We start from the raw sequence: 23,927 nt of genomic DNA on the forward strand, positions 1-23,927 counted from the left end.
ATCATTTTCACACCTTCACGCTTACCGTTTCCAGTTACGTTGTGGTTGATGAAGCTTTAGGAAGTTCCAGCAATTCACCCAGTTATCCTCTAGCTCGTTACCAAGCTAGACGCCCTTCTTATCAATTATCTCAAAAGTTGTAATACTCCTTGAGACAACTGATTAGATTGAGCCAACATTGCTTGTGCTGCTTGAGAAAGAATAGAATTCTTTGTTTGGTTCATCATTTCTTTCGCCATCGTGCGAACATTTGCTTTCACAAATGACCAGACTATATCTTCACCCTCTAGCAATCTAGTAGGGGCCGGGCACTTCGGATTCACAATGCTGATGACCATTGTTTCACCTACGGATTTCATCATCATAGCTTTCGCCTTAGATGGTCTATCCTAGTCGTTGAACCTTCTCCATCCTTTCGGAACAGGAGCTTGGCTGCTGATTGCCCATATCTTTTCTTTTTTCCAACCATCACGCTTGTCGTTTCCAACTACGTTGTGGCAAGAAAAGCTCTAAGGGTTTTCCAGCAATTCACCCGATAATGATCTCTAGCCGTTACCAGCTAGGACGACTGTGCTTGTCACTGCTTACGCAGCTAAAGCATAATCTACGTCACGGATACGAGATTCCGCAGCTGTTAAGTTTTCAGAAGATGTGTTTAAGTTGTTGATTGTGTGTTCTAAACGGTTTTGATATGCACCAAGTTTTGAACGTTCTGCTGAAACGTTTTTAATAGCATTATCAAGAACTTCAATTGCCTTTGTTGCTTTATCATGAGTAGATACATCTAGTCCAGCTTCACCAGGTGTATTTGATGTACCATTTGTTACTCCGTCTGCAGCTGTAAAACTAGCTCCTACAGAACCGTTAGTAACTCCTCCTTCAATATTAGTTACACCGTTTGCAGTTCCACCAGCAGTTCCCGCAATACCAAGTGACGCAGCTCTCATATCATTAATTGAAATAACGAATGCTTGTGCATTATTTGCTCCAATTTGTAATTGTGCAGCTCCACTTGCTCCGTTTGAACCTTCAACCTGACCAGTAATTGTTACCGAACGCCCTGATTTAAAATCAATACTATCTTTACCAGCTGTTCCAGCATAGTTACCCGCTGAATTAGCTGTAATCTTTAATTTATCTGTATCATTTGTAAAAGTAAACTCAGTTAAAGAAAGCGTTGGGTCTGCACCTCTCATATCTGAGAAAGCACGAACTAAATCGTCCGTTAATTGCTGAGCTGTTGGCGCAGTGTTAGTACCCATACTATTTCCTGTTTTAATGTTGATAGTTTTAGTTGTCGCATTGAAAGTAGTTGTGCCAGCTACATAGTCAGCATCAGCTTGGAAATTGATTGTATAATCAGTTCCTCCAACTGATAAAACAGTAGAACCAGTTGTACCAGCAGAAACACCAAAGTCAAAAGTTGCAGATGCATTAGCTGCTCCAGCACCACCAGTACCTTTAACATCACCATTTAGCAATTTTTTAGTGTTAAATTCTGTTGTATTACCAATTCTATTGATTTCTGAAGTTAATTGGTTAATTTCCTTTTGTATTTCTTTACGGTCATCTGTAGTATTTGTATCATTTGCTGATTGAGTTGCTAGTTCACGCATACGTTGAAGAATGTCATGAGTCTCATTTAACGCTCCTTCAGCTGTTTGAATCATAGAGATACCATCTTGTGAGTTCTTTGATGCCATGTCTAATCCTTTGATTTGTGAACGCATTTTTTCAGAGATTGCAAGACCAGCAGCGTCATCACCAGCACGGTTAATACGAAGACCTGAAGATAACTTTTCCATTGATTTTTGTTGAGCACCTGAAGCACTATTCAACTGACGAAAAGTAACCTCAAAAATCAAAAATCTCCCTAACCAAGAAACCCATGTAACTCAAAGAATTTGCAGAAAGTGAAGTTGCATCATTAGGAAAACCAAATAGAATGGAAAGAACTCGTTCCAAAACATTAGGAAATCATAAAAAAATGGAAGAACGAAAAACAGCAGGTCATTAGGAAACCATTAGAACTGTTTGTCATTTCTTCCATTAGAAATCCATTGGCTAGGCATTTTGTTGTAACAATGTCTCAACTTCTCGCTCATAGCCATATTTCTGAAAGAACTCAATCAATGCAACCTCAAAGATTTCCCGCTGATTGATGTTCTTTTCCTTGCTGAAATCTCGAACCATTTGGTCAAGGGTGTTCGTCATGTGGACTGATTTTGTCACAAATAGACCTTGAAGGGTAAAGCGGGGAATTTGTCCTGACGCTACTGACGCTTCTAAAAGACTTTGCAAGCCCTCCTTGTTCGAAGCTAACCATCCAAGTAAAGGTAGAAATTGTTCGATACCACCACCATTTCCGATGGACAAAGAACCCTCCAATGAAGCGTCACTACTGGCAGAAGAAATCCCGTCCTCATCATTCGGCATAGTCGGGGAAGCTGAGAGGTAATTCCCTGCTTCCTGCGACCACTCAAAGCCTTTTGATTTCATGTAGCTTGCCATTTCCAAATGATTTTCAAACCCTACCTTCAATGCAACTTTCTTCAAATCCGCTCCTTCCTTGTTCAATTCCATCACAATTCTTCGTACTCTGTCTGATGGGAAATTGACCATTGTTTCTAATGAAGCTTTTAAGGCATCCGCTGGTACATAGTTCCCCTTTTGCTTATCCCAAACAAAGTTTTTACGCCTCATAAAGCTTTCCATCGAACGATAACCTGAATAGCGATACTGTTCAGCTACCTCTTCCCTTGAAAAACCCTCCCCTAACAATTTCAAAATTCCTTTAACCTTATCATCATAAACAGGTTGCATTGCTTCTATCTTCGCCATTGATTCCTCTCCCCTTTACATTGTATTAACGGCATCCATCAAATCATCCATGTTGCTGTGAACGTAAATGCTGGTTGTTTTCAGGCTGCTGTGCCCAAGTAGCTTCGAAATCTTGACCAAATGAACATCGTTTTTTACTAGCTTAGAAGCAAAGGAGTGGCGCAGGATATGTGCAGTCACGTTCTTTTTCCACCCCAATGCTAGATTCGTATCCCTGAAAATCTTTGATACTCTAGTTTTAGAAAACATCCCCGTATTTCTAGTAGCAAAGAAATAGTCAGAATTCACCTTCCAGTTCTCCACATAATCCACCAGCAACTCCTTCAATTTTGAATTAATTGGAACAAAGCGGTCTTTGTTGCCCTTTCCATGCCTAATATGAATTAGATTTTCTTCCAAATCTACATCATCCACTTGAAGATTTAGGCACTCAGAAATCCGCATACCAGTGTAATAAAGCGTTTGTGCGACTAAACGTGCAAGGTCATGTTGAATGGCATTCACAAATTGATTAACCTCCTCCTCAGAAAGATACTGACGCTCCTTTTGCTGGCATTTGATTGGCTCCAACCTTACTGTCACATTCTTGTCGCACCAATCACTCTTGTATGCATAGCCGAAGAATGACCGCATGCTCCCTAACACACGTTTCCTGCTAATGGGTTGGTGACCTTTAACTTCCTTTAGATAATAAAGATACTCCTCAACATCTTCTTGTGTAATGTCCTCCAAATAAACTGGACTGTTGTATTTCTCTTCAAGATAACGATTCAATAGTGATAAATCTTCACGATATGCTTTAATGGTAACTGGACTCCGCTCAATATTCCCTTGGTACCTCCCAAACAGTTCGACTGATTCCATGAATAACATGCCAATATCCCCTTTCTAATTCATACAAGGTAATAATATAATTTTGGATTCTTGTTTTGATTCGGGTAGGAAGTGCCTCCAATAGCGTCAGTAGCAACCCTTCTTTCGCTACTGACACTACTGTTGGTACAAAGGAATGATTACCATCCCGCAAATTCATCGTAATCTTCCGACAGTTCAATGTCTGTGGCTTCATTTGAATCGGTTCCCGTCAGTTTCAATGTTCCTTGTTGTGGACGAATTGGAACAACATTACCGCTAGACCTTTGAATGGAAATCTTTTTCGAATCCCCTGCATGTCGGATGTCGAATGTAATCCCCACATCCTCCAAATTGGACTTCACTTCTTTTAGCCTTCTGCTCAAAATGTGAGCCGCTTTCGGGAATGATTTTAGATTGGTATTAATTTTTTCTTGGAAGGCTACTCGTTCAAGTTCATTCAACAAACTTGCGACAGAACCCGACCATGAGTGATTTTCTCTTATTAGGGCAACAACCGCTGCCGCAACTGGATGTGAGGAAATGGCTTCTTCGTTCGATTGATTACGATTTCTGCGATAGGCTTGTAAAAACCGTTCTCCTCCAAACCCTATGACTTCTGCAATGGCATAGCCCCATCGGGTGAAATCTGCCATACGTGGAAGCTTGTCTAACTTTACATTCGGGTAGATTGCCATTGCCTTTGCCAAAACCTGCAAAGCCCCTCCGATTATGCTTCCTCTGTCTTTTTCGAATGCCTCCCATACTTCACGTTCTTCTTTTCGTTCATTTTCTGGAATACGGTCAAGTTCAATGATAATGGAACGGTCAATCAAATCCGCTCTTGTAACGACTACATTGATACCTGTCAATCCAACACATCTTCGGAGGTCGAGTATCGTTTCATCCTCGTCTGTAAACAATGTTCGCTTACTAAATCCCCCGCCTGTAGAAGCAATACATAATAGGTCGCTTTTTTCAGCCGACAACCCATCCAAATTGTCAAAAGAAGGCATGTAATTGTTAGACAATGAAAGCGCCAGGTCTTGCATACCGTTTGGCATTGTTAACAAATCTTGTACGGCAGGGTCAACTACTTGTCTAGTCAATCGCATAGAGGTGGATTTAGACGCTCCCTTTTCTCCACTGAATACGAGTACAGCATGCGGAATACTCGGAATAAGGCACGTCACAATATAAATGAGATAAAGAATTTGGTCATCTTCATTTTTGATTCGTATGTGATTTAGTAATAGCTTCAAGTCACCAGCGAAATCAGGCAAAGCTTGTGCTTTCGTATTCTTGTTGCGAGTAAACAGAATTGGAGGTTCATTCAATACTTGGCATTCATTCGGTTCAATCTTCACTACACTCCAATCTTCATTCGCTAGGTCATAATAAAAGACACCATCTTTTTCTGCTACTCGTAACTGCAGGCGATGTTCATCCCCATCAAAGGCAGCTTTCATTTCCACGACACCTAGTGCTTGATTCATGGCATCACTGCTCGGTGCTTTTTTCGTAGCATCATAGTATTGCTTCGTTAGCCACATTTTGAATTTCTTACTTTTCACTTTTAACACTTCTTTATGACCATTGATGGTTACCCCAGCAAAAGCTTCACCCAAATCATTTTGAAAGAACTCGGCTTCATCACTTACCCGCAACAAAATGTCTGCTTGTGATTCACCCTTTGATTTTTCTTGAGATAAAGGTTCTCAGCTTGGGTCAAGTTTCTTCCGTAATGTCTGCCAGCTTTCTTCCGAACAACTATTATGGTGGCAACCTGCGGCAATCCCTCCATTTTCAAATCGAATGATGAACGCACTTTTATTCGTATGATTCTCATTCCAAGGGCAAGTTGACAATACATACTTTGTTGCACCTTTTTGCCATGGGGCAGAAAAAGATACATCCAATTCATGTTGTTCAATGAATTCCTCTAGATTGAATCCTGTTTCTGTGTTGCTCTTTTTGGAAGATGATTTCCCTTTGGTCTGCATCGTTGGGCATAAATCTGCTAATGTCTTCAGCTGTTCTACTGATACTTCTTTTAGCTCTTCTGGATATGTCAAAATTTTGGATAGCCGATGTGGTCGTTCTTCTGTATGGTCACCTTTGCAAGCCATCGTTCCATAAAGCTTCCAAATGCGAGCCGCATTATATACACTTCTATCGACATTGACCGATTCATTACTAAATTGGAAGTCCAATGCTTCCAATGCCTGTTTGACAAGCATTGTACTTTCATCATCGTTTAGAAGGTCAATAGGGTATAATAGATGGGCACCGTTACCACTGTCGGCAAAAATAGGTTCACTCCAGCCCCTTTCCGACAAAAACTGATGCACTTCTTTTGCCATTGTCAGTGCGGCTTGGTGTTCTTCATTAGTTGATGAAATACCTGATGGACGTACAGGGTCAAAATCTATTGGAAGCCAACGTCTGCATTCAATGTCAGCATCGGCGGTTGTATTTTTTGCTCGTTGCACAATACGATTTGCCGCTCTTGAAAGCAAATCGGGCTTTACTGGATTTAATGTGAAATAGATTGCTGGAACCTTCCCATCATATTCCGCTACAACATCCGCTAACCTTTGGTAATCATCAAAATAGCCGCTAATTGCACCTCTTTGCGCTTTTAAGATGCGCACTTCCGATACCTCTCCATCTGATTTAATAATAGAAAGCGATTCTTCCGTTGTTCTAACTTCTGTGTGTGTCATTCTAGTAGTCTCCTTTTTGTCTTTTTTTGTCTCATGTAGCGTCAGTAGGGACTATAGGAACTCTGGTCACTATAGTCGGTACTGTTGCTTTGTTAGGGTGATTACATGTCATCAAAGTCGATGTCATCAACATTGAACAATTCATCCATCATTTCACTATCTTCTTCATTCGATGGCTTAACTGGAATGCTAGTTGCTCTTTTCTGGATTCTGACAATATTGCTATAAACAACATTGTCACGTTCCACGTTTTCAATCGTAGCTGTCACATTCATACCGACCAGTGAATTAATATCTAGTTCTTCACCCATAGCTGGAACTTTATCTAGGTCATGTAGCATTTTCATAAACTTTCCTTTTGGTGACCATGTAATGGTTGGTGCATAAAACAAGTAGACTAGGTCACCGTTCGGTTTAATAAATTCTACTTTAAGATTAAGCGCATCCCGCTTACCTGAAGCGTGATAGATACTATCAAACTCTTTAATTTCCACCGAAAAGATTTTCCCCTTTTGTGCCCCTTCATCTAAAACATTCTTGTTAGACGGACGAACTAATTTTGATTTATTCATTTTTAATGAACCTCCATTTGCTATTAACTAATTGATTAGCCTTTTTCAGTACTAACCCTTCACACGTTTATTTTAATTGCAAACAATAACAAAAAGTGGGACACAAAACAGAGCAATTTTGTCTCAAAAATTGAATGGATTAAGCTTGACAACTTTTGAGTTATTGGACTTCCTAACAAAAAAAAGAAACAGACAATCATCAACTGTCTGTTCCATCCGTATTTTTTAGATATGTATCCACATCTCTTCTAATCATTTCACTTATGACTTCTTCTAATAGGTTGTGGTCTTTTCCTTCCAAAACCTTTTGAACATCTAACCCTTTTTCGTTTGCAATCGCAATCATCTTTTTCTTGAATATCTCTCCCCTTAGGTCTGTATGTACATTTGCTCTCCATGTATTCATATGCGATGAATCTCTCAGTAATGAAAGATATTCCGTTGCCCGTTGCTCCCGTATAGAAAAGAGTTCTAAATCGATAAGAAGATTAATGTCTTGTTGCACTAACTGCTCTATCTCATCTTGTAATTGATAGAAGCGGTTCTCGCTATTAACCCGCTCAAGCAATAACTTATGTAATGGTAGTTCAGGATTTGCTTCAAATCCTTCTTTGAATAATTTAATTAACAATTCATATTCCTTTGCAGTTAATGTTTCTCCTGCTGCCATTCTTGCAAATAGTTCTTGTCCTTGCCCCGACTGTTCATTTTTTACCAAGTTGTACAAATTTCTCGTTATTATAACAAACGAATCCTTTTCATCTTGTGGAATTCGTTTGTTACTTTCGATGTTCCCCGTTATGTTTCTCATCACTTGGACTATTCGCTGTACAGCTTTATATTCAGCATCAAAATTATAATCGTCTTTTTTTACTCCTGTTATTTTAGGGACAAGTTCCCTAAGGGAATAGGACTGCTTTGTTTTCTCTTTTTTACTATTCTTACGCTTATGCTGCTCCTTTTTCATTTTTCCTGACCAACCTTCATTATTCGTTTTCTTTATCATATCATTCTTAGCAGAAAATTAAGAAATAGGATTTCACAAGCTTTACTAGAATAGCGTCAGTAGCGTCAAACTGTTGCTACTTACACTTCTGACCCTTCATTAGGAATTCAAATTGAATTGCCAAAAAAAAAACAAGAACCACAACGGATTCTTGTTCATTCGTTTGTACAAATGTGACTCATTTATTTTCTATTTTTCTTAGACAGTTCTTCTAAAGCAATCGTAAGAATAGCACATACTACTTTTTTAATGATAAGAACTTGCTTAGTATCCATCTTTTTCACCTCAATCAGTATTCATTAGGAAACAGCATGATACAATGGGAACCATCATCAATAATCCAAATGGTTGTATCAATAGGTTGACTTTCTTTGAGGTCTAATCGGACTACCATTTCCATTGGCGGCTGTTCCTGCTTGTTGGTAATCATTTGCATATCACTGATTCTTTGAAGATGAAACATTTGTAAATAGTCTAATGGTTCTTGATTGTTCCTTTGGTTGTCTATTATCGTCCAAAGAAGTACTTGTATTTCAACACTCACGTTAGATGCTATTTGGCGTGTTGCGTATCTTGGCTTTTCTTTTTCAAACATTTTTCCACCATCCTTATAGTAGATTAACCGCATCCATCTTCTCTTGCTTGGTTGTTTGGATGTAGAACCTTGCTGTCATACTTACAGTGGAATGCCCTGCCAGCTTGCTTACGGTTGTAAGGTCTACACCCTTTTTCAATAGCCTTGTACAAAATGTATGACGAAACAAATGAGGATGTAATTTAAACCCTAGTTCCTTTGAAATCTTTGCTAACCAATCCCTTACAGCATCACGATGCATTTTTTCTGCTCGCTGGCTTACTAATAGATAGTCGCTATGACGGAAATTAGACTCAGAACGCTCTTCCTTCATGTAGTCCCTTACTAATTGAAGCACATCCTGTCTAAGCCCGATTTCACGTCTCTTTCCGCCTTTTCCAATCACCGTCAATTGATTCGTTAGAAAATCAATGTCTGTAATCTTGATTCCGACTAGTTCGCTAACCCTTACACCCGTATAAAGCAGTAAATATACAATCAGCTTGTTACGAACGCTTACCTTGTTTCTGTTTTCAACATAGAAAAGTAACTGTTCCACCTGTTCATCTGATAAAGCTTCCACATTGTCCTCACTGCCAGCGGCAATTTTAATTCTATCTCGCTTCAACTGGATGAATGATTTACTTATAATTCCTTTGGTTCTTAGAAAATCGTTGTAAACTTTTAGGCTATTAATCTTTTTGTTAATCGTTGAAACAGCATAGCCCTCCTTCATCAAATGTTCCTTGTACCTAACAAATGAGAAGCGGGATAGGACTGGAATATCCTTCAATTTCTCTTGCAAATATGATTGGAACCCTTTCACATCATTTACATAGGACTCGATTGTTTTAGCTGCTTTGCCCTCTGCAAATAGCCATTGCTTAAACTCAGCTATTTCCAAGATTGATTCACCTCCAAAAATGAAAAAAGGCTATTGATGTACGCAGTTATACACCAATAGCCTTTTACGTTTTCTTTTTATTCATTTTCCAGTCCCTTTCTAGTCCGCTCACGACAGTTATATAATAATGTCGGCAGTTTTTTCATACAGATACCATTCCATTTCTTTGTCACTCATACATTCTGCAAAACATGATTTTATTCCTTTTAGTTTTGTCGTAAGATTGCAGTAAGAAATGTCGTGAATCCCATTTAGTCAGCATAAATCTCATAAGCAATTTGTTCCCCATTCTTTATCCATACTTCGTACAACTTCTTTCTCGTTTCCTCTTCCAATACATAACCAGCAATCCACTCGTACCCTTTATCATCCACATACGAAAGTGTTTCAATGAGCAATGGGTTAGGTAGCTTTTCTAAGTGTGCCGCTGGAATGAGCAAATCATCCAGTTCTTCATGATAGAAATCATAGGCTTCATAACCTACCTCCTCTCTTTTGACATGGATATTAAACGTCTTTTTCATTGTTCCTATAAACCAGTCTAAATGCATTATCTTTTCTCCTCCTTCAATTGAAAAAGGACTTCCCTCCGAAGAGAGAAGCCCAGTTTGACGAACATCCTGTACATAAATGCTCAATATTATGATATATGCTTATTTTTTCTAATCATTTTTATGAGTAATGATTACAGGAATTTAATTTCAATATAGTTTTTTTCATACATTACAGTTTTATCACCTTCAATAATAAGCGGACTTCCAAAAGGATAGATTATCTTAACTGTAGGAACATGGTTCATCATATCTATTTTCTTCTCCACAAAGGTAACGTACTGATTTATATCCAGAGTAAGATTAAACGTCTCAGTTGGTTTGCGTATAACCAAGTCCTCAATTACACCAATCTCAATTCTTACCTTTTCCTGTGAATTACTCGGAAAACTTCGAATTAGCTCTGTATGAAGCATAAAATCTAAACCTCCTATTAAAAAGAGACCCTAGCAATGCTAGAGTCCCTGATTTGCTTAATAATATTAACGAAGAAGTTGTAGAACTCCTTGTGGTTGTTGGTTCGCTTGCTTTGCGACTGCATCTTTCGATTACAGAATAGACTATATCTTCATCCATGTTTGTCATGGAGCTGGGCACTTCGAACAGCTTGTGCTGCCCTACGAGATTCATAGTCATAGCTTTCGCCTTAGACCGTATTCTCTAGTCGTTGAACCTTCTCCAGAGTTTCCTCACAGGAGCTTGGCTGCTGATTATCCATTGTTTCATCTTCACCATTTTCATACCTTCACGCTGACCGTTTCCGGTTACGTTGTGGTTGATGAAGCTTTAGGAAGTTCCAGCAATTCACCCAGTTATCCTCTTATCCGTTACCAGATAAGACGCCCTTCTAATCAATTATCTCAAGAGTTGTAATACTCCGTGAGGCATTTGATTTGATTGAGCCAACATCGCTTGTGCTGCTTGAGAAAGAATAGAATTCTTAGTTTGTTCCATCATTTCTTTCGCCATCGTGCGAACATTTACTTTCATAAATGACCAGACTATATCTTCACCCTCTAGCATTCTAGGAGGGGTCGGGCACTTCAGATTCACAATGCTGATGGACATTGTTTCACCTATGGATTTCATCATCATAGCTTTGGCCTTAGATGGTCTATCCTAGTCGTTGAACCTTCTCCACTCTTTCGAGACAGGAGCTTGGCTGCTGATTGCCCACATCTTTTCTTTTTTCAAACCATCACGCCTGTCGTTTCCAACTACGTTGTGGTAAGAAAAGCTCTAAGGGGTTTCCAGCAATTCACCCGATAATTATCACTAGTCGTTACCAACTAGGACGACTGTGCTTAGCTACGCTTTCTACTTATGCAGCTAAAGCATAATCTACGTCACGAACACGTGATTCAGCAGCAGTTAAGTTTTCAGAAGATGTACTTAAGTTATTGATTGTGTGCTCTAGACGATTTTGGTAAGAACCTAACTTTGCACGTTCATCAGAAACTTGTTTAATTGCATTATCTAGTACATCAAGTGCAGTGTTAGCATTTGCCTTAGTATCAATACTTGTAGCACTAACTTTAGTAGCTCCACCAAGTGCAGTAGAACGCATATCTGAAATAGCTATATTCATTTTTTGCCCACTGTTTGCACCAATTTGTAAGTCAATAGAACCTGTTGACGTAACATCAAAAGTATTGTTTGAAGAGACATCTGCGATGCTACTATTAATCTCAACACTAATACCTAATGACCCAAAGTTAACCTCTTTCGTATCAAAACCAGTAGGAGCACCACCATAATTAATGGTCTCAGACTTACCAGCTCCATTATCTAATGTAATTGTTCCCGCAGAAGTATCAATATCTATACTATATCCAGTTAGTACCTCTGCACCATTTGACTTGATACCTACAATACCATTAGCTGTTGTCAAATCTGAACCAGTATTTGCAACACTTGAACTAAGTGAGCCATTTAACAATTTTTGAGTGTTAAATTCAGTATTATTCCCAATTCGAGTTATTTCAGTTGATAACTGTTGGTATTCCATGTTTAAAGCTGTACGGTCATCATCTGTATTTGTATCATTTTGAGATTGAACTGTTAACTCTCTCATACGTTGTAGGATAGCATGAGTTTCATTTAATGCACCTTCAGCAGTTGAAATCAAAGAAATTCCATCTTGTGAATTTTTAGCAGCCATATCCAATCCACGAATTTGCCCACGCATTTTTTCAGAGATAGCTAAACCTGCTGCATCATCACCTGCACGGTTGATACGCATTCCTGAAGATAATTTCTCCATTGATTTAGATTGAGCGCCTGTAGCACTATTCAACTGACGATAAGTATTAAGCGCCGCAATATTATGATTAATTCTCATTTCCTTTTTCCTCCTTGAGTATCGATTCCACGTCCTTGTGGATGGTTTGGGAATGAGTCTCGAAGTCGGCCGCCTTTTGACTCATTCTTTACACTAGTTATATCGTCATGGAGGAGGAGTTGTTTAGTGAATTTATTTCTCTTTTTGTAACTTTTTTAGTTGTTGAAACAAGTTTATCGTTGTTTCGGATGCTTGTTTGTTTTCTTGTTGAATGGCTTCGTAAATTTCGGTTCGGTGAATGTCGATGTGCTTTGGTGCGTTGATGCCGATTTTGACTTGATCGCCTTCGACTTTTAGGATCGTGATTTCGATATCGTCACCAATTTGAATCGATTCGTTCGTTTTTCGTGTGAGAACTAACATGCTCCTCCCTCCTTACTTGATTGATTGTTTTGCGAGTGAGTGTTTTGTTTTATAGCTTGTATTGGTTAAGATGATTTGTTTCGCTTTGTTTGTTTTTGTGTTGATGACAATTGGTGCTTGTAGGTTTGCGGTTGACTGTTCGATTTGGTCCGTCATCGTTAAGATGGTGTAGACGGCTACGTGTTCCTCATCTTTTATCTCTAACTTTTGAAGATGTGACGTGTCTAGTTCAAAGTCGTATTCTTTAAAGAATAGGAACGGATTCGTGATCACAAATCCGAGATTGGGTGTTTGCGTCGATTGCAGAAAGTAAAACACGTTGTCGTCTCCAAGTGGTAAGACGATAAATGTTTTTTCTTCTACAAATCCAGGCAGTCCGTCATGAAAGTGAAGAATGTCTTGTTTCTTTACTTCCATGCTTCCGTGGTATTTCGTTTTAATGTTCATATGTTCACAACCTTATATTTTTTGTTCGTAGTTTGTTCCTCGGTAATAAAGATGTTCAAAGTCAATTTTTAACGACGAATATTGCGCCATACTAACATTCACTTTTCCTGGTTCATAATTTAAGACAGGCTTATTGATTGATGATTGAATAATTGGCGCATTCGTTTTCCAACGAATGTCTACTTTACCAGGGGTGTAGCCAATCTTTACACCACCAGGCGACGGAATCCAGCCGATGTTAAAGTCGTACGTTGGCGACTCACTGTTTTGTTTCGCATGATCTGGAATCGGGTTTCCTCCGTCTTCAATTCGCATGAGATCTTCTCCTTCTTGTGCACGTCGAGCGATTCCAGCTAGCCAATCTTCATGGCCTTGATCCACTGCTTCTTCCACACGTCTTGAAATGTGCTTTAAATCCATGTCTTCCCACGCTTTTGTTTGGTCAATGCTTAACTGAGACGGTGTTCGCTCAATCGTCATTTCGGCTTGTGGCTGTTGAATCGACAAATCAGCAGCTGGTTGACTTTGTTCCATTTTAGCGGGTACGGTTTGTACATTCACTTTTGCCGACGTGGACTCTAACCGAATTTGCGGTAAGCGCATTTCCTTCCCTCCCTAACAAAAATCACTGTCGATGCATGTTCACGTAAAAAATGAACAATGTGACAGTGATTGTAATGAATGTGTTTGTGACAAGTATCTTTATCTTAAAAAGTCCATTAAGGTCGGCTGAATAATACGTGACCCTACGCCAAGTGCAGCACGATGGACACTTTCTTGTGTTTTCAAGTCAGTGATAACTCGTTCAATATCGGCATCTTCGTTATCCGATAAAATCCGATTCGCAATTACTTCTTGTTCGTCGATGCGTAACTCCATCATATCGATGCGATTTTGACGTGCCCCAATTTCTGCCCGTACCGATAAAATCGCCGTTAAGTTGGCATCTAACTCTTTTAACGAGTCGCTAATATCCTCACCGTTACTTGTGAGTTTATCTTGAAGCGCTTCAATTCGATTGAAGAAGTCAGCATTAAACAGTTTATTTCCAGGTACGTTTACACCGATGTAAATGCCTTTTGATAGTTCGATTTTCACTTCATTCGCATTCGTTGACGTGGTAGTAATTTTACCGTCGGCTCCGACTGTGACAGGCTCGTTCGATGTATTCGTTCCGTTAAAAATGTATTTATCGCCAACTTTACTATTCGCGATTGTGACGAGATGTTCTTTTAACTGTTTTATCTCTTCTTCAATCGCTTTACGCTGATCGCCTTCATACGTGCCGTTACTTGCTTGAACGGTTAATTCACGCATACGTTGTAGAGCTTGAGTCGCTTTATCGAGCGCTGCGTCTGTATTCTCTGTCCATGTATAGGCTTCTGAGAAGTTTCGTTTGTATTGTTCGACTTCCATTAAGTTTGTTCGGTATGTTAAGCCTTTCATCGCGACAACAGGGTCGTCAGATGGTCGGTTAATTTTTTTACCTGTTGCGAGCTGATCTTGGTATTTACCCATGTTGGCATAGCTTTGACTTAAATTACGCAACATGTTGTTTGCGAGCATGCTTTGTGTCACACGCATTAATCTCTCCTACCTTCCTCCGACGCCCATGCCGTTAATGATTTTATCTAACATTTCGTCAATAACCGTTAAGTTGCGTGCCGCTGCATTATACGCGTGCTGAAACTTTACCATATTGGTCATTTCTTCATCGAGTGATACCGCACTGACAGATTGTCTTCTCGTTTCAACCGATTGCAGTAACGTATTTGTATTTAGCTGCATACGCACCGCTTGTTGGCCGTCTACCCCAAGCTTTCCAATCCAACCACCGTAGTTCGTTTTTAATGTCCCACTAGTTAAAATATCATTAGGTAAGGCCAGGTCAGGCAAGCCAACTAGTTTCATTGATCCATTTGCTAAATTCGTACTATTTAAGTTTGCGAGATTAAGCGCATGAAGCCCGTTCCCTGTCTCTCCTTTTTCAGTCGATACAGCAATGTTTTTCAAGTCAATTTCAATGTCGTTATGTAACACAATTGCTTTGGCCGCTCCTTTGTGAGGAGGAGTACCGCCTGTGTTTAGTCCATCAAAGAATGACTTATTGGTGTTATCATCACCAATTCCGTGACCTTGTTTATGAACCTCATTAAATAACGTACCGAATGAATACGCTAGGTGGTCGATGTTATTCAACATTTGTGGATACAGTCCTTGTTGTGGATCGGTCGTTCCATATCCGTATGACTCGACTAGCCCTTTGAGTCTCCCCATCGGAAAAGCAGCTTCGTTGCCCGAACCTGCCGTAATCGTCACTCCTCCGTTTAACGCACCTGTCAATTGAAATGCTGTGAAGCTCTCACCGGGTGTTTCCGTCACACCGTCTCCGTCCAAATCTTGCCCATTTTCGACTGACACTTTGTCGAATTGAGTTCCTTCCACCAACTTGTATTCTGTTCCACTATGTATAAATGAGATGGTGTACGATCCTTCTGCCATTGGTGACGCGTTTGTTTTCTCTGAATCAAGCTTTACTGCTGTTACTTTTACGGCCATATGTTTCGATAGGTCATCCACTAATTGATCGCGTTTGTCATACAAATCGTTTGGCAAATAACCGTGAGGCTCAATCTCGTTGATTTGCGCATTTACTTTGGCGATTTGTTCTAAAATGGCGTTTACTTCATTAACTGAAACCCCAATTTGACTTCCGATTTCCGTTCGCACTTGATGTAATGAGTCAGACAAGTAATGAAATGTATCCGTTACGGCGATACCACGTTGTCTAACAACCGCACGTGCTCCTTCGTTTTCCGGACTCACACTTAAATCTTGAAGCGACTGCCAAAACTCATCCATTACTTTTGACAAACCACTTCCACCGATTTCGGTAAAAATGTCTTCCATACGTGAAATGTTATTGCTTCTTGCTTCCCAATACCCTAACTTTTGGTTTTCTCCGCGGTATTGCACGTCTAAGAACCCTTCACGTACACGCTGAATGCTTCCTGCTTCAACACCCGTTCCCATTTGACCCGGTATTTCAGGACGATTTCGTGACGGTGCAGGGTAAGGCTCGGTTTGAACAAAGTTCACGCGCTGACGTGTATAGCCTGGTGTGTTCGCATTGGCAATGTTATGGCCAGTTGTATAAAGTGCCGCTTGTTGTGTCGTCATGCCTCGTCTCGCTACTTCAAGACCGTGAAATGTTGAGCGCATCTATGTTCCTCCTTTTTCTTATGCTTTTGAATGAAAATAAGCTGTTGGTGTTGGCTGTGTTAGCTGAGTTGGTCGTTCGTAGTTATAAGACTTCGCTTGAGGACGTACAAGGTCCATTGTCACGTTCACAAATTGTAGCGATTGATAGATTAGTTGCTGATTCAGTTCATTTCGTTTCTTTAAATGAGTGAGACAGCTTATTAGCTCTGTTTGTAGGTGAGTTAACTGTTTTCCCTCTTCTTCGTTCGCATGATTAATCACATCTTGTAACGTAGGAGAATTTCCTTGAATGGTTTGACCGCTTAGTAGACGAATGACCGCTTCATTTCGTGCTTCTTCTACTTTGGCAATGGCCGTAATGTGTACGTGTTCTTCGTTCATTAATGTGTTTAACGCTTCAAGGTTTCCTTCTTTTACGATTTCTGTTTTCCGTTCTGCAAGCTGATGCAGACTTTGATGTAAGGTTAAAAGTTTGGTTAACAAGCTAATAAGAGTTTGCATTGACACGTTCATCCAACTCTCTATTTATTTTTCGTGTAGAAATCAATCATGCTTTTGGCTACATCTTGAGGTTCTACTTTATACGTTCCTTGTTGAATTTGTTTCTTTAATTCCTCTACTTTTTGTTGACGTTCTGTCGAAAAAGCGTTCACATGTTGCATTTCTTTTCCTTGTGACGAAATTTCCACTTTATCTTTTTTATGATCTATAACATTCGCTTTTTGTTGTTGATCCATTTGTTTCTTATATGGGTTCACACTAAACGATCCGTATCGATTGATTTTCATCTTCTCATCCTTTCGCTTCACGTTTCATTACTTCTATTATCGGCTTTTTTCACAAAAAATTAACTTTTTCACAAAAGATGATTCAAATAGCACAAAGCTGTTCAAATGATAGATTTTTTGACCTATCGATACACAATCAAAAATGAGACCTAGAAACTAAACATTCAAGTTTAAAAGAAGGAGTCGTTATAACTCCTTCTTACCCCCATCGAACGTATGATACGTTCGATTCGTTTTCACTTCTGGGTGTTGTTGACGCTGTTCCGCTTCTTTTAATTTGCTCAATTCTTTATTAAATCTCGCTTGACAACCTCCGCATATTTTTCCTGTTTGGATAAGCTCTCCACATTGTTCACACGGATAGCCTAAATTCGGAAATTGTGAGATTTGTAGTCGCTTTTGTTTAATGAATTTATAAATCAGAGCCTCAGATACTCCTGTTGCATTTGTTACTTGAAGAAGTGTAGCTGTTCGATTTTGACGTTGACGAATGAAGTTGTACACTAAATTAAATTGACGCTCTTCATCTTTGAAACAAGTATCACACACTTCGCGAAATGCATTTTTTCTAAAAATACTATGACAATTTGGACAGTTTATAATATCTCCCATCTTTAATCCTCCATCTATGACGATTTACTCATTATATCGTCTCACTTTCAAAAGTATTAACTTCTTATGAGTGTGAAAGATTGAACAGAAGTAGCACCTGCTTGTTTTAACTGCTTCGCTGCCACATGAAGCGTCATCCCTGTCGTATAAATATCATCAATTAAGAGAATCTCTTTTCCTGCCACTTTCTCACGTTCTTTTACTGCAAGAAAATCTCTCACTTGTAAACGCTCTGCTCGTGATTTTTTCGATTGTTTTTCATGATTCGTTCGATACAACCCATCATATACGTCATTTGAAAGCATGTTTGCAAGAACATTTGATTGATTAAAGCCTCGCTCATATAATCGTTCATCACTAAGCGGAATAGGGACAATAAGGTGTTTAGAAGAGTATGTCTTCTGAAACAATGAACACCAGTCGTTTTTCACTGCCTCAATTAGTGCGTAATCACCGCGAAATTTAAATTGAGCCATCCATGCTTTTAAAAAATCATTGTAGTGATAAAGCGAGCGATTTTGACATAACACACCTTTCCACTCAGAACATTGCCACATTTGACAATCAGTACACATCTCTCCTTCATAATGTTCAGGAGATAACGTCGCTAGAGACCTTCCACACTTTTGACACAGATTCCCTTGAATTTTAACCAGTTGTTGCTGACAAGCTTCACAAAGAACGTTTCGTTTAGTTGGTGAAAATAACCCTTCCCAACTAACTGAAACAACAAGTGGTTCTTCACAATAAAGACAATTAGTCATGAATCAACCCTCGCTTTCTTGCGAGTTCGTTCATATTGAGAATGTGATTCTTCGCTTTGACCATTTCATTTGTTTTGCCGTAATGAAAAAATGTGACATCTCCCGTCGGATAGTCTGCACTGCGTCCGACGCGCCCTGCAATTTGAACGAGCGCACTTTCCGTAAAAATCTCATCTTCTGCCCCTAACACCGCTACATCAACGTTCGGTACGGTCACACCTCGTTCTAAAATCGTCGTCGTCACGAGCACGTCTACTTGACGATTGCGAAATTTTTGTACGTTCTCTTTTCGATTCGGGTCTTCTGCGTGCACGCCTTCACTCGTCACACCCATCACCTTTATAAGCTGAACAACAGCATCTAGTACATCAATGCGCGGAACAAATACAAAACAGGCTTTGTTTTCGTGAATGCGTGTTTGAAGCCACCGTTCAAGCGCCGTGGGGAGACACTCCTTTTTCACTTTTTTACGCCAGTTCCCACACCAAACAAACTCTGGCACAGGGATAGGATGACGATGATAACGAGCAGGGATTGTGACCGCTTTTCGCTTGTTTTCGTTCACTTCTTTTTGCCATGCTTCATTTGGTGTTGCAGTTAAGTAAATGACAGTTGCTTTCGTTTTTTGTGCATGTTGAACGGCATATTGAAGGGTGTGATCCATTGAATACGGAAACGCATCGACTTCATCGACAATGACAACATCAAATGCTTCGTAAAAGCGAAATAGTTGATGCGTAGTGGCTATGACAAGCGGGGCGTACACGTGACGATTAGGACTACCGCCGTATAACGCAATTGCATTCGCATGGGGAAAAGCTTGCTGAATACGCGGGGCTAACTCTAACACGACATCGGTTCGAGGCGTCGCAATGCATACTCGCTTTCCTTTTTGAAGTGCTGATTCAATACCTTGAAACAACAATTCCGTTTTGCCTGCACCACATACCGCCCACACGAGCAAGCTCTCAGCTTTCTCAATCGCTACCACAACAGCATCAGAAGCGACTTGTTGAGCAGGTGACAATTCCCCTTTCCAATGAAGCTCATGAACATCTTCATTATGTGGAACGAACGGCCCACACCAACTAATAAGCGGTGTGCATTCGCTTACTCGTCCCATCATGATACACGCCCGGCAATATTGGCAGTGCTGTCCACAACGCGCACAATCAAATGAAGAAAACCGCTGAACATCTTCGTTACCACAACGCTGACATGTTAAAAAAGGATGCTGAACAATTCCTTTACGGTACGTGATATACCCTTGTTTATAATGTTCATGAATCATGTCAACAGGAAAAGAAATTTCATCGAAGAGAAGTTGCTTTCCACTTAAAAGCTGTTGAAGGTCCAACGAGTAAGAAAAGGTGGGATTTAAAGGGGGTGTTTTCCATGTGTCACAGTGTGAAAAAGGGTAGCCTTTGTCACGATTTAACACAAGCAAATCATTTGAAACGAAGAATTTCATTGCATCATTCCTTTCATGTAAAAGCATACAAAAAAGAGTTCGTCATCGTAAACGAACTCTCCTGCTATGATTTATAGTTTGTACCAACCAATGCCCATTGACCCTTCACCTAAATGCGTACCGATAACTGGACCAAAATGTGAAATGCCCCATTCAATTTGTGGGTATTCTTTTTCAAGCTCTGCTTTTAGCTCTGCTGCTTCTTCATGACGATTCGCATGAATCACGACTGCTTTCATTGGCTCGTTATGAGCTGCGTCTTGATCAAGGAGTTCAACAATGCGCTTAATCGCTTTTTTGCGTGTGCGAATTTTTTCAAACGGAACGATTTTCGTATCTACAAAGTGAAGCAATGGTTTCACTTGAAGAAGACTTCCAACGAACGCTTGCGTTGCACTTAATCGTCCACCGCGCTGTAAGTGAGACAAGTCATCAACCATGAAGTATGCACGAATCGATTGTTTCATTTCATCTAAACGAGCTAAAATATTATCCGGTCCTTTTCCTTCGTTTGCCATTTGCGCTCCTTCAATGACGTAAAATCCTTGAATCATGCAACTGATTTCTGAATCATATACGCGCACATCGATGTCATCGACCATGCTACCTGCTGTAATGGCACCTTGATACGTGCCGCTAATTCCGCTTGATAACGTCACGACAACCGCTGCATCGTACCCTTCGCTTTTTAGCTGTTCAAATAATTCAACAAATTGCCCAATAGGTGGTTGTGATGTCGTCGGAAGTGTTTCTGCTTGACGTACTTGTTCATAAAATTGTTCTGCTGTAATGTCCACTTCTTCTCGGTACGTTTCTTGACCGAAAATCACACTAAGTGGAACCATATGTATGTTGAGCTTATTGAGTACTGAGTGGTCAATATAAGCCGTACTATCCGTGATAATTGCCGTTTTCATAAAGGAACCATCCTTTTGTTTTTTTGAAAATTTTTTGTACATGTAAATAAAGTAGCGTTGTGTTTGTACAACTGACCTATTTGCACCTTTCTAAACCTCTTTAAACGAGTGGTGACATAGGTTCATATCAATTTCTTTATTGTACACCATTTTCAATTTGTTTGCATTATCGAATCCCTTGAGCGAGATGCAAGTCAACCAAAGCATATTAACTAGACATACATGTTCACAAGCAACCCTTGAATTTCCCCGATGGTTTGCAGTAAGTCTAATTGACCTCGCTCTTTATGAAGCACCGCTTCGGTTAGTTCATGCAGACGATGATCCACTTCTCGTACGGTATGGTACGTCGTATAAGAGCCACGGTTGTTAAAGCCACGCTGTTGATCAAGATCTAACCCGTTTTTCACGACATCGTCCATAAACTGTTTAACCAGTTTTTTATAGTGGCGAAGTCCATCAATGGAACGATGCTTCGCTAACACTTCTCCTTGACGTTCAATTTGTTCCATCAGCTTGTGTAATCGTTCGTACGTGATATCTTGTTTCTTTTGCCTCATCACTTCCGTAAACGTTGTTGAAGCCGTTACACCCTTGTCTGATGCTTTCATCTTTTGAAGAGATGCTTGTTGCAATCGCTGGATTTCCAAATCTTTTTGACCTCCTTACTGCTTTTCAATTTCTTGAATAAACATTAACACTTCCGCAATGACAGCGTATAGCTGAGGTGGAACGTTTTCCCCTAAATCGAGATCCATCAAGTTATGCAATAACACCATATTCTCTTCGATTGGAATCTCTTGTTGCCGAGCTTGTTCCATTAATTGTTGAGCCGCTAATCCTGTTGCTTGTGCGATTACTTGTGGTTGTTGATCAGCATGTTCTTCATAACGAATCATCATCGCTTTCTTTGCCGAGTGTTTCTTACGATTAAGTTGGTTAACATGTTCATAAATCATACTGAAAAATCAAACCCTTCCTTCGTAGCCTCAGCAGATGACGCGACGACCTCTGTTTGTTGTGGTTCAGGTGATGAAGATGGAGTGAGCGATTGGTAATTCACTCCTTCAATCCGAAAACCAACAGCCTGCACTTTCTCCTTTAACCATTCTACAAGAGGTGCTGCTTTTTCGACAAACTGTTTATCATTGTTTTTAAACGTTAACATCAGCTTCCGCTCGACCGCTGTTAATAACAGCCCCATCGGCCCAAGCTTATTTGTTTCAAACAAAAAATACAAACGACAATTTTCCCAATCAATCGTTTCCTTCTGTTTCTGCGATTGAATGTACACGTTCACACTTTTAATTTGATTTTCTAACATGTAGGGCAGTTGAAAGAATAAACTTTGCAAGCTTGTTCCGTGTTCTGGCTTACTTAACAATTGTTGACCCGTTAAGTTGTTGAGCGCTTGTTCCACTCCAATCGGTACTTTTCCGTTTGGCGATGTTTGAATGCTTTGTAACAGTGCTTCTTTTACATTTTGAACAGCAGTCGGTTGGTTGTTTTTTTGAAAAAACAAAGAACGAACAACTTCACGTTCATGACCAACCCCTAGCTTTTTTAACACTTCTAACACTTGTCGCCCTGACGGTTGTTCTCCTGCTTCTATTAACACTTTCTGCATTTGCGATATAACAGCGGAAGGCATCTTCGTATCATGACTTTTTGGCCCAGCCATCGCCCCTTGCATATTTGCACTTTGAAAAGAAGTAACCTTCTGTCCAACTAGAAGTTCATTGTTTACAACGTGGACCATTTTCGTGACCGATGGCTTGTAGTCGATTTCCTCTAAAAGAGCTTTTACTTGTTTGATTACTTCTGCCCCTTCTTTTACTTGTCCATTGGCAAGATGCTTTTTCGCTTGCTGCAAATTTGTGCTCACTTCTAACAGTTGCTTTTCTGTCTTCATATCTGCATACAGCATGACATCACTTTTTAACAACAAATCATCAACTTTTTTAATCGCTGCTTCTAACCATTTATGTGCTTGCTCTGCTATTGGCTTTTGCGGCACGACATAGTCAGCAAGTGCTTGCACATTTTTAAAGAGAACACGCTTTGCATCGGTAAATTCATTCGTTAATGCTGCAAGCTTCTCTGTAACGACGTTGACAATGACTTGCTTTGATTCATTCAATAAACCAGAAACCGGCTGTTGAAAAGGAGGCGAAGGTGGTTGAATGTCTCCTTTATATCGGATACCCTCTGCGTGTCCTTTCTCAAGGTTTGTGTCATCATTTAGTAAAAGATCAGCTTGTTCCATTGCTTTTTCATTTCCTTGACTTTGTTCTAGTTGTTGAAGAACCTCTGTCACTATGTCGGTTAAGACAGAGCGATTGTTTTCTTCACTTACTTCCACCTCATTTAATAGCTCTGTAAACGTACGGCCGTGAAGTGCTTCGTGAATAGGCTTTAGTAGTTCTGGCATAAGAGGAAGTTTTTTTGCTATAAGTGCTTCAATCGTTTGTAGCTTTTGCTCAATCGTTCCTTTCGTTTCCGTAACAAATGAAACGAGCTTTTGAACATCTTCTTTTCGTAAAGATACTCCTTTTGTTTCTAAAGTGCGAACAAGTTCCTTTACTTCGTCGCGAACTTGCTGATCAGGAATGTTCGTCAAAAGTTGATCAACAGACTGACTGCTTGACATTGAAGGAGATTGAAATGCTTCTTTTATGACTTTTCCTTCGATGACTGACTGAGATACATTCGTAATCTCCATTGTCATTTTTTGATTTGCTTCAATCGGCTGATCAACTTTTACGCGCATCATCTTTCCATTTACGTTCATGATGCCTTCAAATTTACTAAACACATGTTGAATTGTCCCTGTTACTTGCATTCCTTGTTTTGCTGTAACCATTGCTTGCGAGGCGGTATTTGCATACGCACCTAACTGATTATAAATCTGCAAAAAATCCAACCTCCATTTTTATTCACCGTTTCTTCTTTCTTTATCGGTTAGATGATACACAT

General features: G+C 39.8%; 26 protein-coding genes and 3 pseudogenes. All 29 read right to left on the reverse strand.

Translation table 11 applies throughout. The annotated features are described in order from the left end of the window. Positions 1 to 125: 125 nt before the first annotated feature. The 29 genes and pseudogenes from DIS06_RS20925 to DIS06_RS07070 all read right to left on the reverse strand — a co-directional run bounded on the left by DIS06_RS20925 (position 126) and on the right by DIS06_RS07070 (position 23,865). Positions 126 to 362, reverse strand: a complete 237-nt coding sequence (locus DIS06_RS20925; protein WP_481746848.1) for a flagellin — start codon at positions 360 to 362, stop codon at positions 126 to 128. 234 nt (positions 363 to 596) lie between these two features. After that, positions 597 to 746, reverse strand: a pseudogene (locus DIS06_RS20930) (flagellin); the annotation flags it as partial. Between the two features lie 780 nt (positions 747 to 1,526). Further along, a pseudogene (locus tag DIS06_RS20935) lies at positions 1,527 to 1,805 on the reverse strand (flagellin N-terminal helical domain-containing protein); the annotation flags it as partial. Between the two features lie 259 nt (positions 1,806 to 2,064). Further along, the gene (locus tag DIS06_RS06945) at positions 2,065 to 2,841 is read right to left on the reverse strand and encodes a hypothetical protein (RefSeq protein WP_110112522.1); all 777 of its coding nucleotides are present in this window, start codon (positions 2,839 to 2,841) and stop codon (positions 2,065 to 2,067) included. Between the two features lie 15 nt (positions 2,842 to 2,856). Beyond that, on the reverse strand, positions 2,857 to 3,714 hold the full coding sequence (locus tag DIS06_RS06950; RefSeq protein ID WP_110112523.1) for a tyrosine-type recombinase/integrase: 858 nt from the start codon (positions 3,712 to 3,714) through the stop codon (positions 2,857 to 2,859). Between the two features lie 140 nt (positions 3,715 to 3,854). Continuing rightward, complete coding sequence (locus tag DIS06_RS06955; RefSeq protein ID WP_110112524.1) at positions 3,855 to 5,360, reverse strand: hypothetical protein; 1,506 nt, start codon at positions 5,358 to 5,360, stop codon at positions 3,855 to 3,857. A 51-nt stretch (positions 5,361 to 5,411) separates the two neighbouring features. Next, the gene (locus tag DIS06_RS06960; protein ID WP_110112525.1) at positions 5,412 to 6,419 is read right to left on the reverse strand and encodes a hypothetical protein; all 1,008 of its coding nucleotides are present in this window, start codon (positions 6,417 to 6,419) and stop codon (positions 5,412 to 5,414) included. A 101-nt stretch (positions 6,420 to 6,520) separates the two neighbouring features. After that, entirely contained in the window at positions 6,521 to 6,991 is a 471-nt protein-coding gene (locus DIS06_RS06965) for a hypothetical protein (RefSeq protein ID WP_110112526.1), read from the reverse strand. A gap of 199 nt (positions 6,992 to 7,190) precedes the next feature. Then, entirely contained in the window at positions 7,191 to 7,958 is a 768-nt protein-coding gene (locus DIS06_RS06970; protein ID WP_110112527.1) for a hypothetical protein, read from the reverse strand. 328 nt (positions 7,959 to 8,286) lie between these two features. Continuing rightward, positions 8,287 to 8,625: a DUF960 family protein gene (locus DIS06_RS06975; protein WP_110112528.1), complete on the reverse strand. Its 339-nt coding sequence runs from the start codon at positions 8,623 to 8,625 to the stop codon at positions 8,287 to 8,289. Further along, the gene (locus tag DIS06_RS06980; RefSeq protein ID WP_110112529.1) at positions 8,606 to 9,478 is read right to left on the reverse strand and encodes a tyrosine-type recombinase/integrase; all 873 of its coding nucleotides are present in this window, start codon (positions 9,476 to 9,478) and stop codon (positions 8,606 to 8,608) included. The genes DIS06_RS06975 and DIS06_RS06980 overlap by 20 nt, the downstream gene beginning before the upstream one ends. A gap of 248 nt (positions 9,479 to 9,726) precedes the next feature. Beyond that, positions 9,727 to 10,026 (reverse strand): hypothetical protein, encoded by a 300-nt coding sequence (locus DIS06_RS06985; RefSeq protein ID WP_239421930.1) that lies wholly within the window; start codon positions 10,024 to 10,026, stop codon positions 9,727 to 9,729. Positions 10,027 to 10,160: 134 nt separating this feature from the next. Beyond that, positions 10,161 to 10,442: a hypothetical protein gene (locus DIS06_RS06990; protein ID WP_110112530.1), complete on the reverse strand. Its 282-nt coding sequence runs from the start codon at positions 10,440 to 10,442 to the stop codon at positions 10,161 to 10,163. A 439-nt stretch (positions 10,443 to 10,881) separates the two neighbouring features. After that, positions 10,882 to 10,998, reverse strand: a pseudogene (locus tag DIS06_RS20845) (flagellin); the annotation flags it as partial. A gap of 349 nt (positions 10,999 to 11,347) precedes the next feature. Next, complete coding sequence (locus DIS06_RS07000; RefSeq protein ID WP_110112532.1) at positions 11,348 to 12,367, reverse strand: flagellin N-terminal helical domain-containing protein; 1,020 nt, start codon at positions 12,365 to 12,367, stop codon at positions 11,348 to 11,350. A gap of 132 nt (positions 12,368 to 12,499) precedes the next feature. Beyond that, positions 12,500 to 12,730: a carbon storage regulator CsrA gene (gene csrA / locus DIS06_RS07005; protein ID WP_110112533.1), complete on the reverse strand. Its 231-nt coding sequence runs from the start codon at positions 12,728 to 12,730 to the stop codon at positions 12,500 to 12,502. A gap of 12 nt (positions 12,731 to 12,742) precedes the next feature. Then, positions 12,743 to 13,177, reverse strand: coding sequence for a flagellar assembly protein FliW (gene fliW / locus DIS06_RS07010; protein ID WP_110112534.1), 435 nt, complete (start codon positions 13,175 to 13,177; stop codon positions 12,743 to 12,745). A gap of 12 nt (positions 13,178 to 13,189) precedes the next feature. Then, a complete protein-coding gene (locus DIS06_RS07015; RefSeq protein ID WP_110112535.1) occupies positions 13,190 to 13,780 on the reverse strand; it encodes a DUF6470 family protein in 591 nt (196 codons plus the stop codon). Positions 13,781 to 13,879: 99 nt separating this feature from the next. Next, positions 13,880 to 14,761, reverse strand: coding sequence for a flagellar hook-associated protein FlgL (gene flgL / locus DIS06_RS07020; protein ID WP_110112536.1), 882 nt, complete (start codon positions 14,759 to 14,761; stop codon positions 13,880 to 13,882). A 9-nt stretch (positions 14,762 to 14,770) separates the two neighbouring features. Next, positions 14,771 to 16,399, reverse strand: coding sequence for a flagellar hook-associated protein FlgK (gene flgK / locus DIS06_RS07025; protein WP_110112537.1), 1,629 nt, complete (start codon positions 16,397 to 16,399; stop codon positions 14,771 to 14,773). Positions 16,400 to 16,417: 18 nt separating this feature from the next. Continuing rightward, entirely contained in the window at positions 16,418 to 16,900 is a 483-nt protein-coding gene (locus DIS06_RS07030) for a flagellar protein FlgN (RefSeq protein WP_239421932.1), read from the reverse strand. A gap of 20 nt (positions 16,901 to 16,920) precedes the next feature. Next, the gene (gene flgM / locus DIS06_RS07035; RefSeq protein WP_343287488.1) at positions 16,921 to 17,208 is read right to left on the reverse strand and encodes a flagellar biosynthesis anti-sigma factor FlgM; all 288 of its coding nucleotides are present in this window, start codon (positions 17,206 to 17,208) and stop codon (positions 16,921 to 16,923) included. A gap of 165 nt (positions 17,209 to 17,373) precedes the next feature. Continuing rightward, the gene (locus DIS06_RS07040; protein WP_110112539.1) at positions 17,374 to 17,799 is read right to left on the reverse strand and encodes a TIGR03826 family flagellar region protein; all 426 of its coding nucleotides are present in this window, start codon (positions 17,797 to 17,799) and stop codon (positions 17,374 to 17,376) included. Between the two features lie 56 nt (positions 17,800 to 17,855). After that, complete coding sequence (locus DIS06_RS07045) at positions 17,856 to 18,563, reverse strand: ComFC family protein (protein ID WP_110112540.1); 708 nt, start codon at positions 18,561 to 18,563, stop codon at positions 17,856 to 17,858. Beyond that, positions 18,556 to 20,034, reverse strand: coding sequence for an ATP-dependent helicase ComFA (locus DIS06_RS07050; RefSeq protein WP_110112727.1), 1,479 nt, complete (start codon positions 20,032 to 20,034; stop codon positions 18,556 to 18,558). The genes DIS06_RS07045 and DIS06_RS07050 overlap by 8 nt, the downstream gene beginning before the upstream one ends. Positions 20,035 to 20,105: 71 nt before the next feature. After that, positions 20,106 to 20,951, reverse strand: coding sequence for a DegV family protein (locus DIS06_RS07055; protein ID WP_110112541.1), 846 nt, complete (start codon positions 20,949 to 20,951; stop codon positions 20,106 to 20,108). A gap of 212 nt (positions 20,952 to 21,163) precedes the next feature. Continuing rightward, positions 21,164 to 21,601 carry a YaaR family protein gene (locus tag DIS06_RS07060; RefSeq protein WP_110112542.1) on the reverse strand — a complete coding sequence of 146 codons (438 nt, stop codon included), beginning with the start codon at positions 21,599 to 21,601 and terminating at the stop codon, positions 21,164 to 21,166. Between the two features lie 15 nt (positions 21,602 to 21,616). Continuing rightward, a complete protein-coding gene (locus DIS06_RS07065) occupies positions 21,617 to 21,910 on the reverse strand; it encodes an EscU/YscU/HrcU family type III secretion system export apparatus switch protein (RefSeq protein ID WP_110112543.1) in 294 nt (97 codons plus the stop codon). Beyond that, complete coding sequence (locus tag DIS06_RS07070; protein WP_110112544.1) at positions 21,907 to 23,865, reverse strand: hypothetical protein; 1,959 nt, start codon at positions 23,863 to 23,865, stop codon at positions 21,907 to 21,909. Before DIS06_RS07070 ends, DIS06_RS07065 begins: the two co-directional genes overlap by 4 nt. Positions 23,866 to 23,927 lie beyond the last annotated feature (62 nt).

Origin of the sequence: Bacillus sp. CGMCC 1.16541 (assembly GCF_003184905.1) — a bacterium.
Classification (GTDB): Bacteria; Bacillota; Bacilli; order Bacillales; family Bacillaceae_H; genus Priestia.

Coding starts and splice junctions, on each gene's coding strand:
- DIS06_RS20925 (WP_481746848.1), bottom strand. CDS start 362: ATGATGAAATCCGTAGGTGAAACAATGGTCATCAGCATTGTGAATCCG.
- DIS06_RS06945 (WP_110112522.1), bottom strand. CDS start 2,841: ATGGCGAAGATAGAAGCAATGCAACCTGTTTATGATGATAAGGTTAAA.
- DIS06_RS06950 (WP_110112523.1), bottom strand. CDS start 3,714: ATGTTATTCATGGAATCAGTCGAACTGTTTGGGAGGTACCAAGGGAAT.
- DIS06_RS06960 (WP_110112525.1), bottom strand. CDS start 6,419: ATGACACACACAGAAGTTAGAACAACGGAAGAATCGCTTTCTATTATT.
- DIS06_RS06965 (WP_110112526.1), bottom strand. CDS start 6,991: ATGAATAAATCAAAATTAGTTCGTCCGTCTAACAAGAATGTTTTAGAT.
- DIS06_RS06970 (WP_110112527.1), bottom strand. CDS start 7,958: ATGAAAAAGGAGCAGCATAAGCGTAAGAATAGTAAAAAAGAGAAAACA.
- DIS06_RS06975 (WP_110112528.1), bottom strand. CDS start 8,625: ATGCGGTTAATCTACTATAAGGATGGTGGAAAAATGTTTGAAAAAGAA.
- DIS06_RS06985 (WP_239421930.1), bottom strand. CDS start 10,026: ATGCATTTAGACTGGTTTATAGGAACAATGAAAAAGACGTTTAATATC.
- DIS06_RS06990 (WP_110112530.1), bottom strand. CDS start 10,442: ATGCTTCATACAGAGCTAATTCGAAGTTTTCCGAGTAATTCACAGGAA.
- DIS06_RS07000 (WP_110112532.1), bottom strand. CDS start 12,367: ATGAGAATTAATCATAATATTGCGGCGCTTAATACTTATCGTCAGTTG.
- csrA (WP_110112533.1), bottom strand. CDS start 12,730: ATGTTAGTTCTCACACGAAAAACGAACGAATCGATTCAAATTGGTGAC.
- fliW (WP_110112534.1), bottom strand. CDS start 13,177: ATGAACATTAAAACGAAATACCACGGAAGCATGGAAGTAAAGAAACAA.
- DIS06_RS07015 (WP_110112535.1), bottom strand. CDS start 13,780: ATGCGCTTACCGCAAATTCGGTTAGAGTCCACGTCGGCAAAAGTGAAT.
- flgL (WP_110112536.1), bottom strand. CDS start 14,761: ATGCGTGTGACACAAAGCATGCTCGCAAACAACATGTTGCGTAATTTA.
- flgK (WP_110112537.1), bottom strand. CDS start 16,399: ATGCGCTCAACATTTCACGGTCTTGAAGTAGCGAGACGAGGCATGACG.
- DIS06_RS07030 (WP_239421932.1), bottom strand. CDS start 16,900: ATGCAAACTCTTATTAGCTTGTTAACCAAACTTTTAACCTTACATCAA.
- DIS06_RS07040 (WP_110112539.1), bottom strand. CDS start 17,799: ATGGGAGATATTATAAACTGTCCAAATTGTCATAGTATTTTTAGAAAA.
- DIS06_RS07045 (WP_110112540.1), bottom strand. CDS start 18,563: ATGACTAATTGTCTTTATTGTGAAGAACCACTTGTTGTTTCAGTTAGT.
- DIS06_RS07050 (WP_110112727.1), bottom strand. CDS start 20,034: ATGAAATTCTTCGTTTCAAATGATTTGCTTGTGTTAAATCGTGACAAA.
- DIS06_RS07055 (WP_110112541.1), bottom strand. CDS start 20,951: ATGAAAACGGCAATTATCACGGATAGTACGGCTTATATTGACCACTCA.
- DIS06_RS07065 (WP_110112543.1), bottom strand. CDS start 21,910: ATGATTTATGAACATGTTAACCAACTTAATCGTAAGAAACACTCGGCA.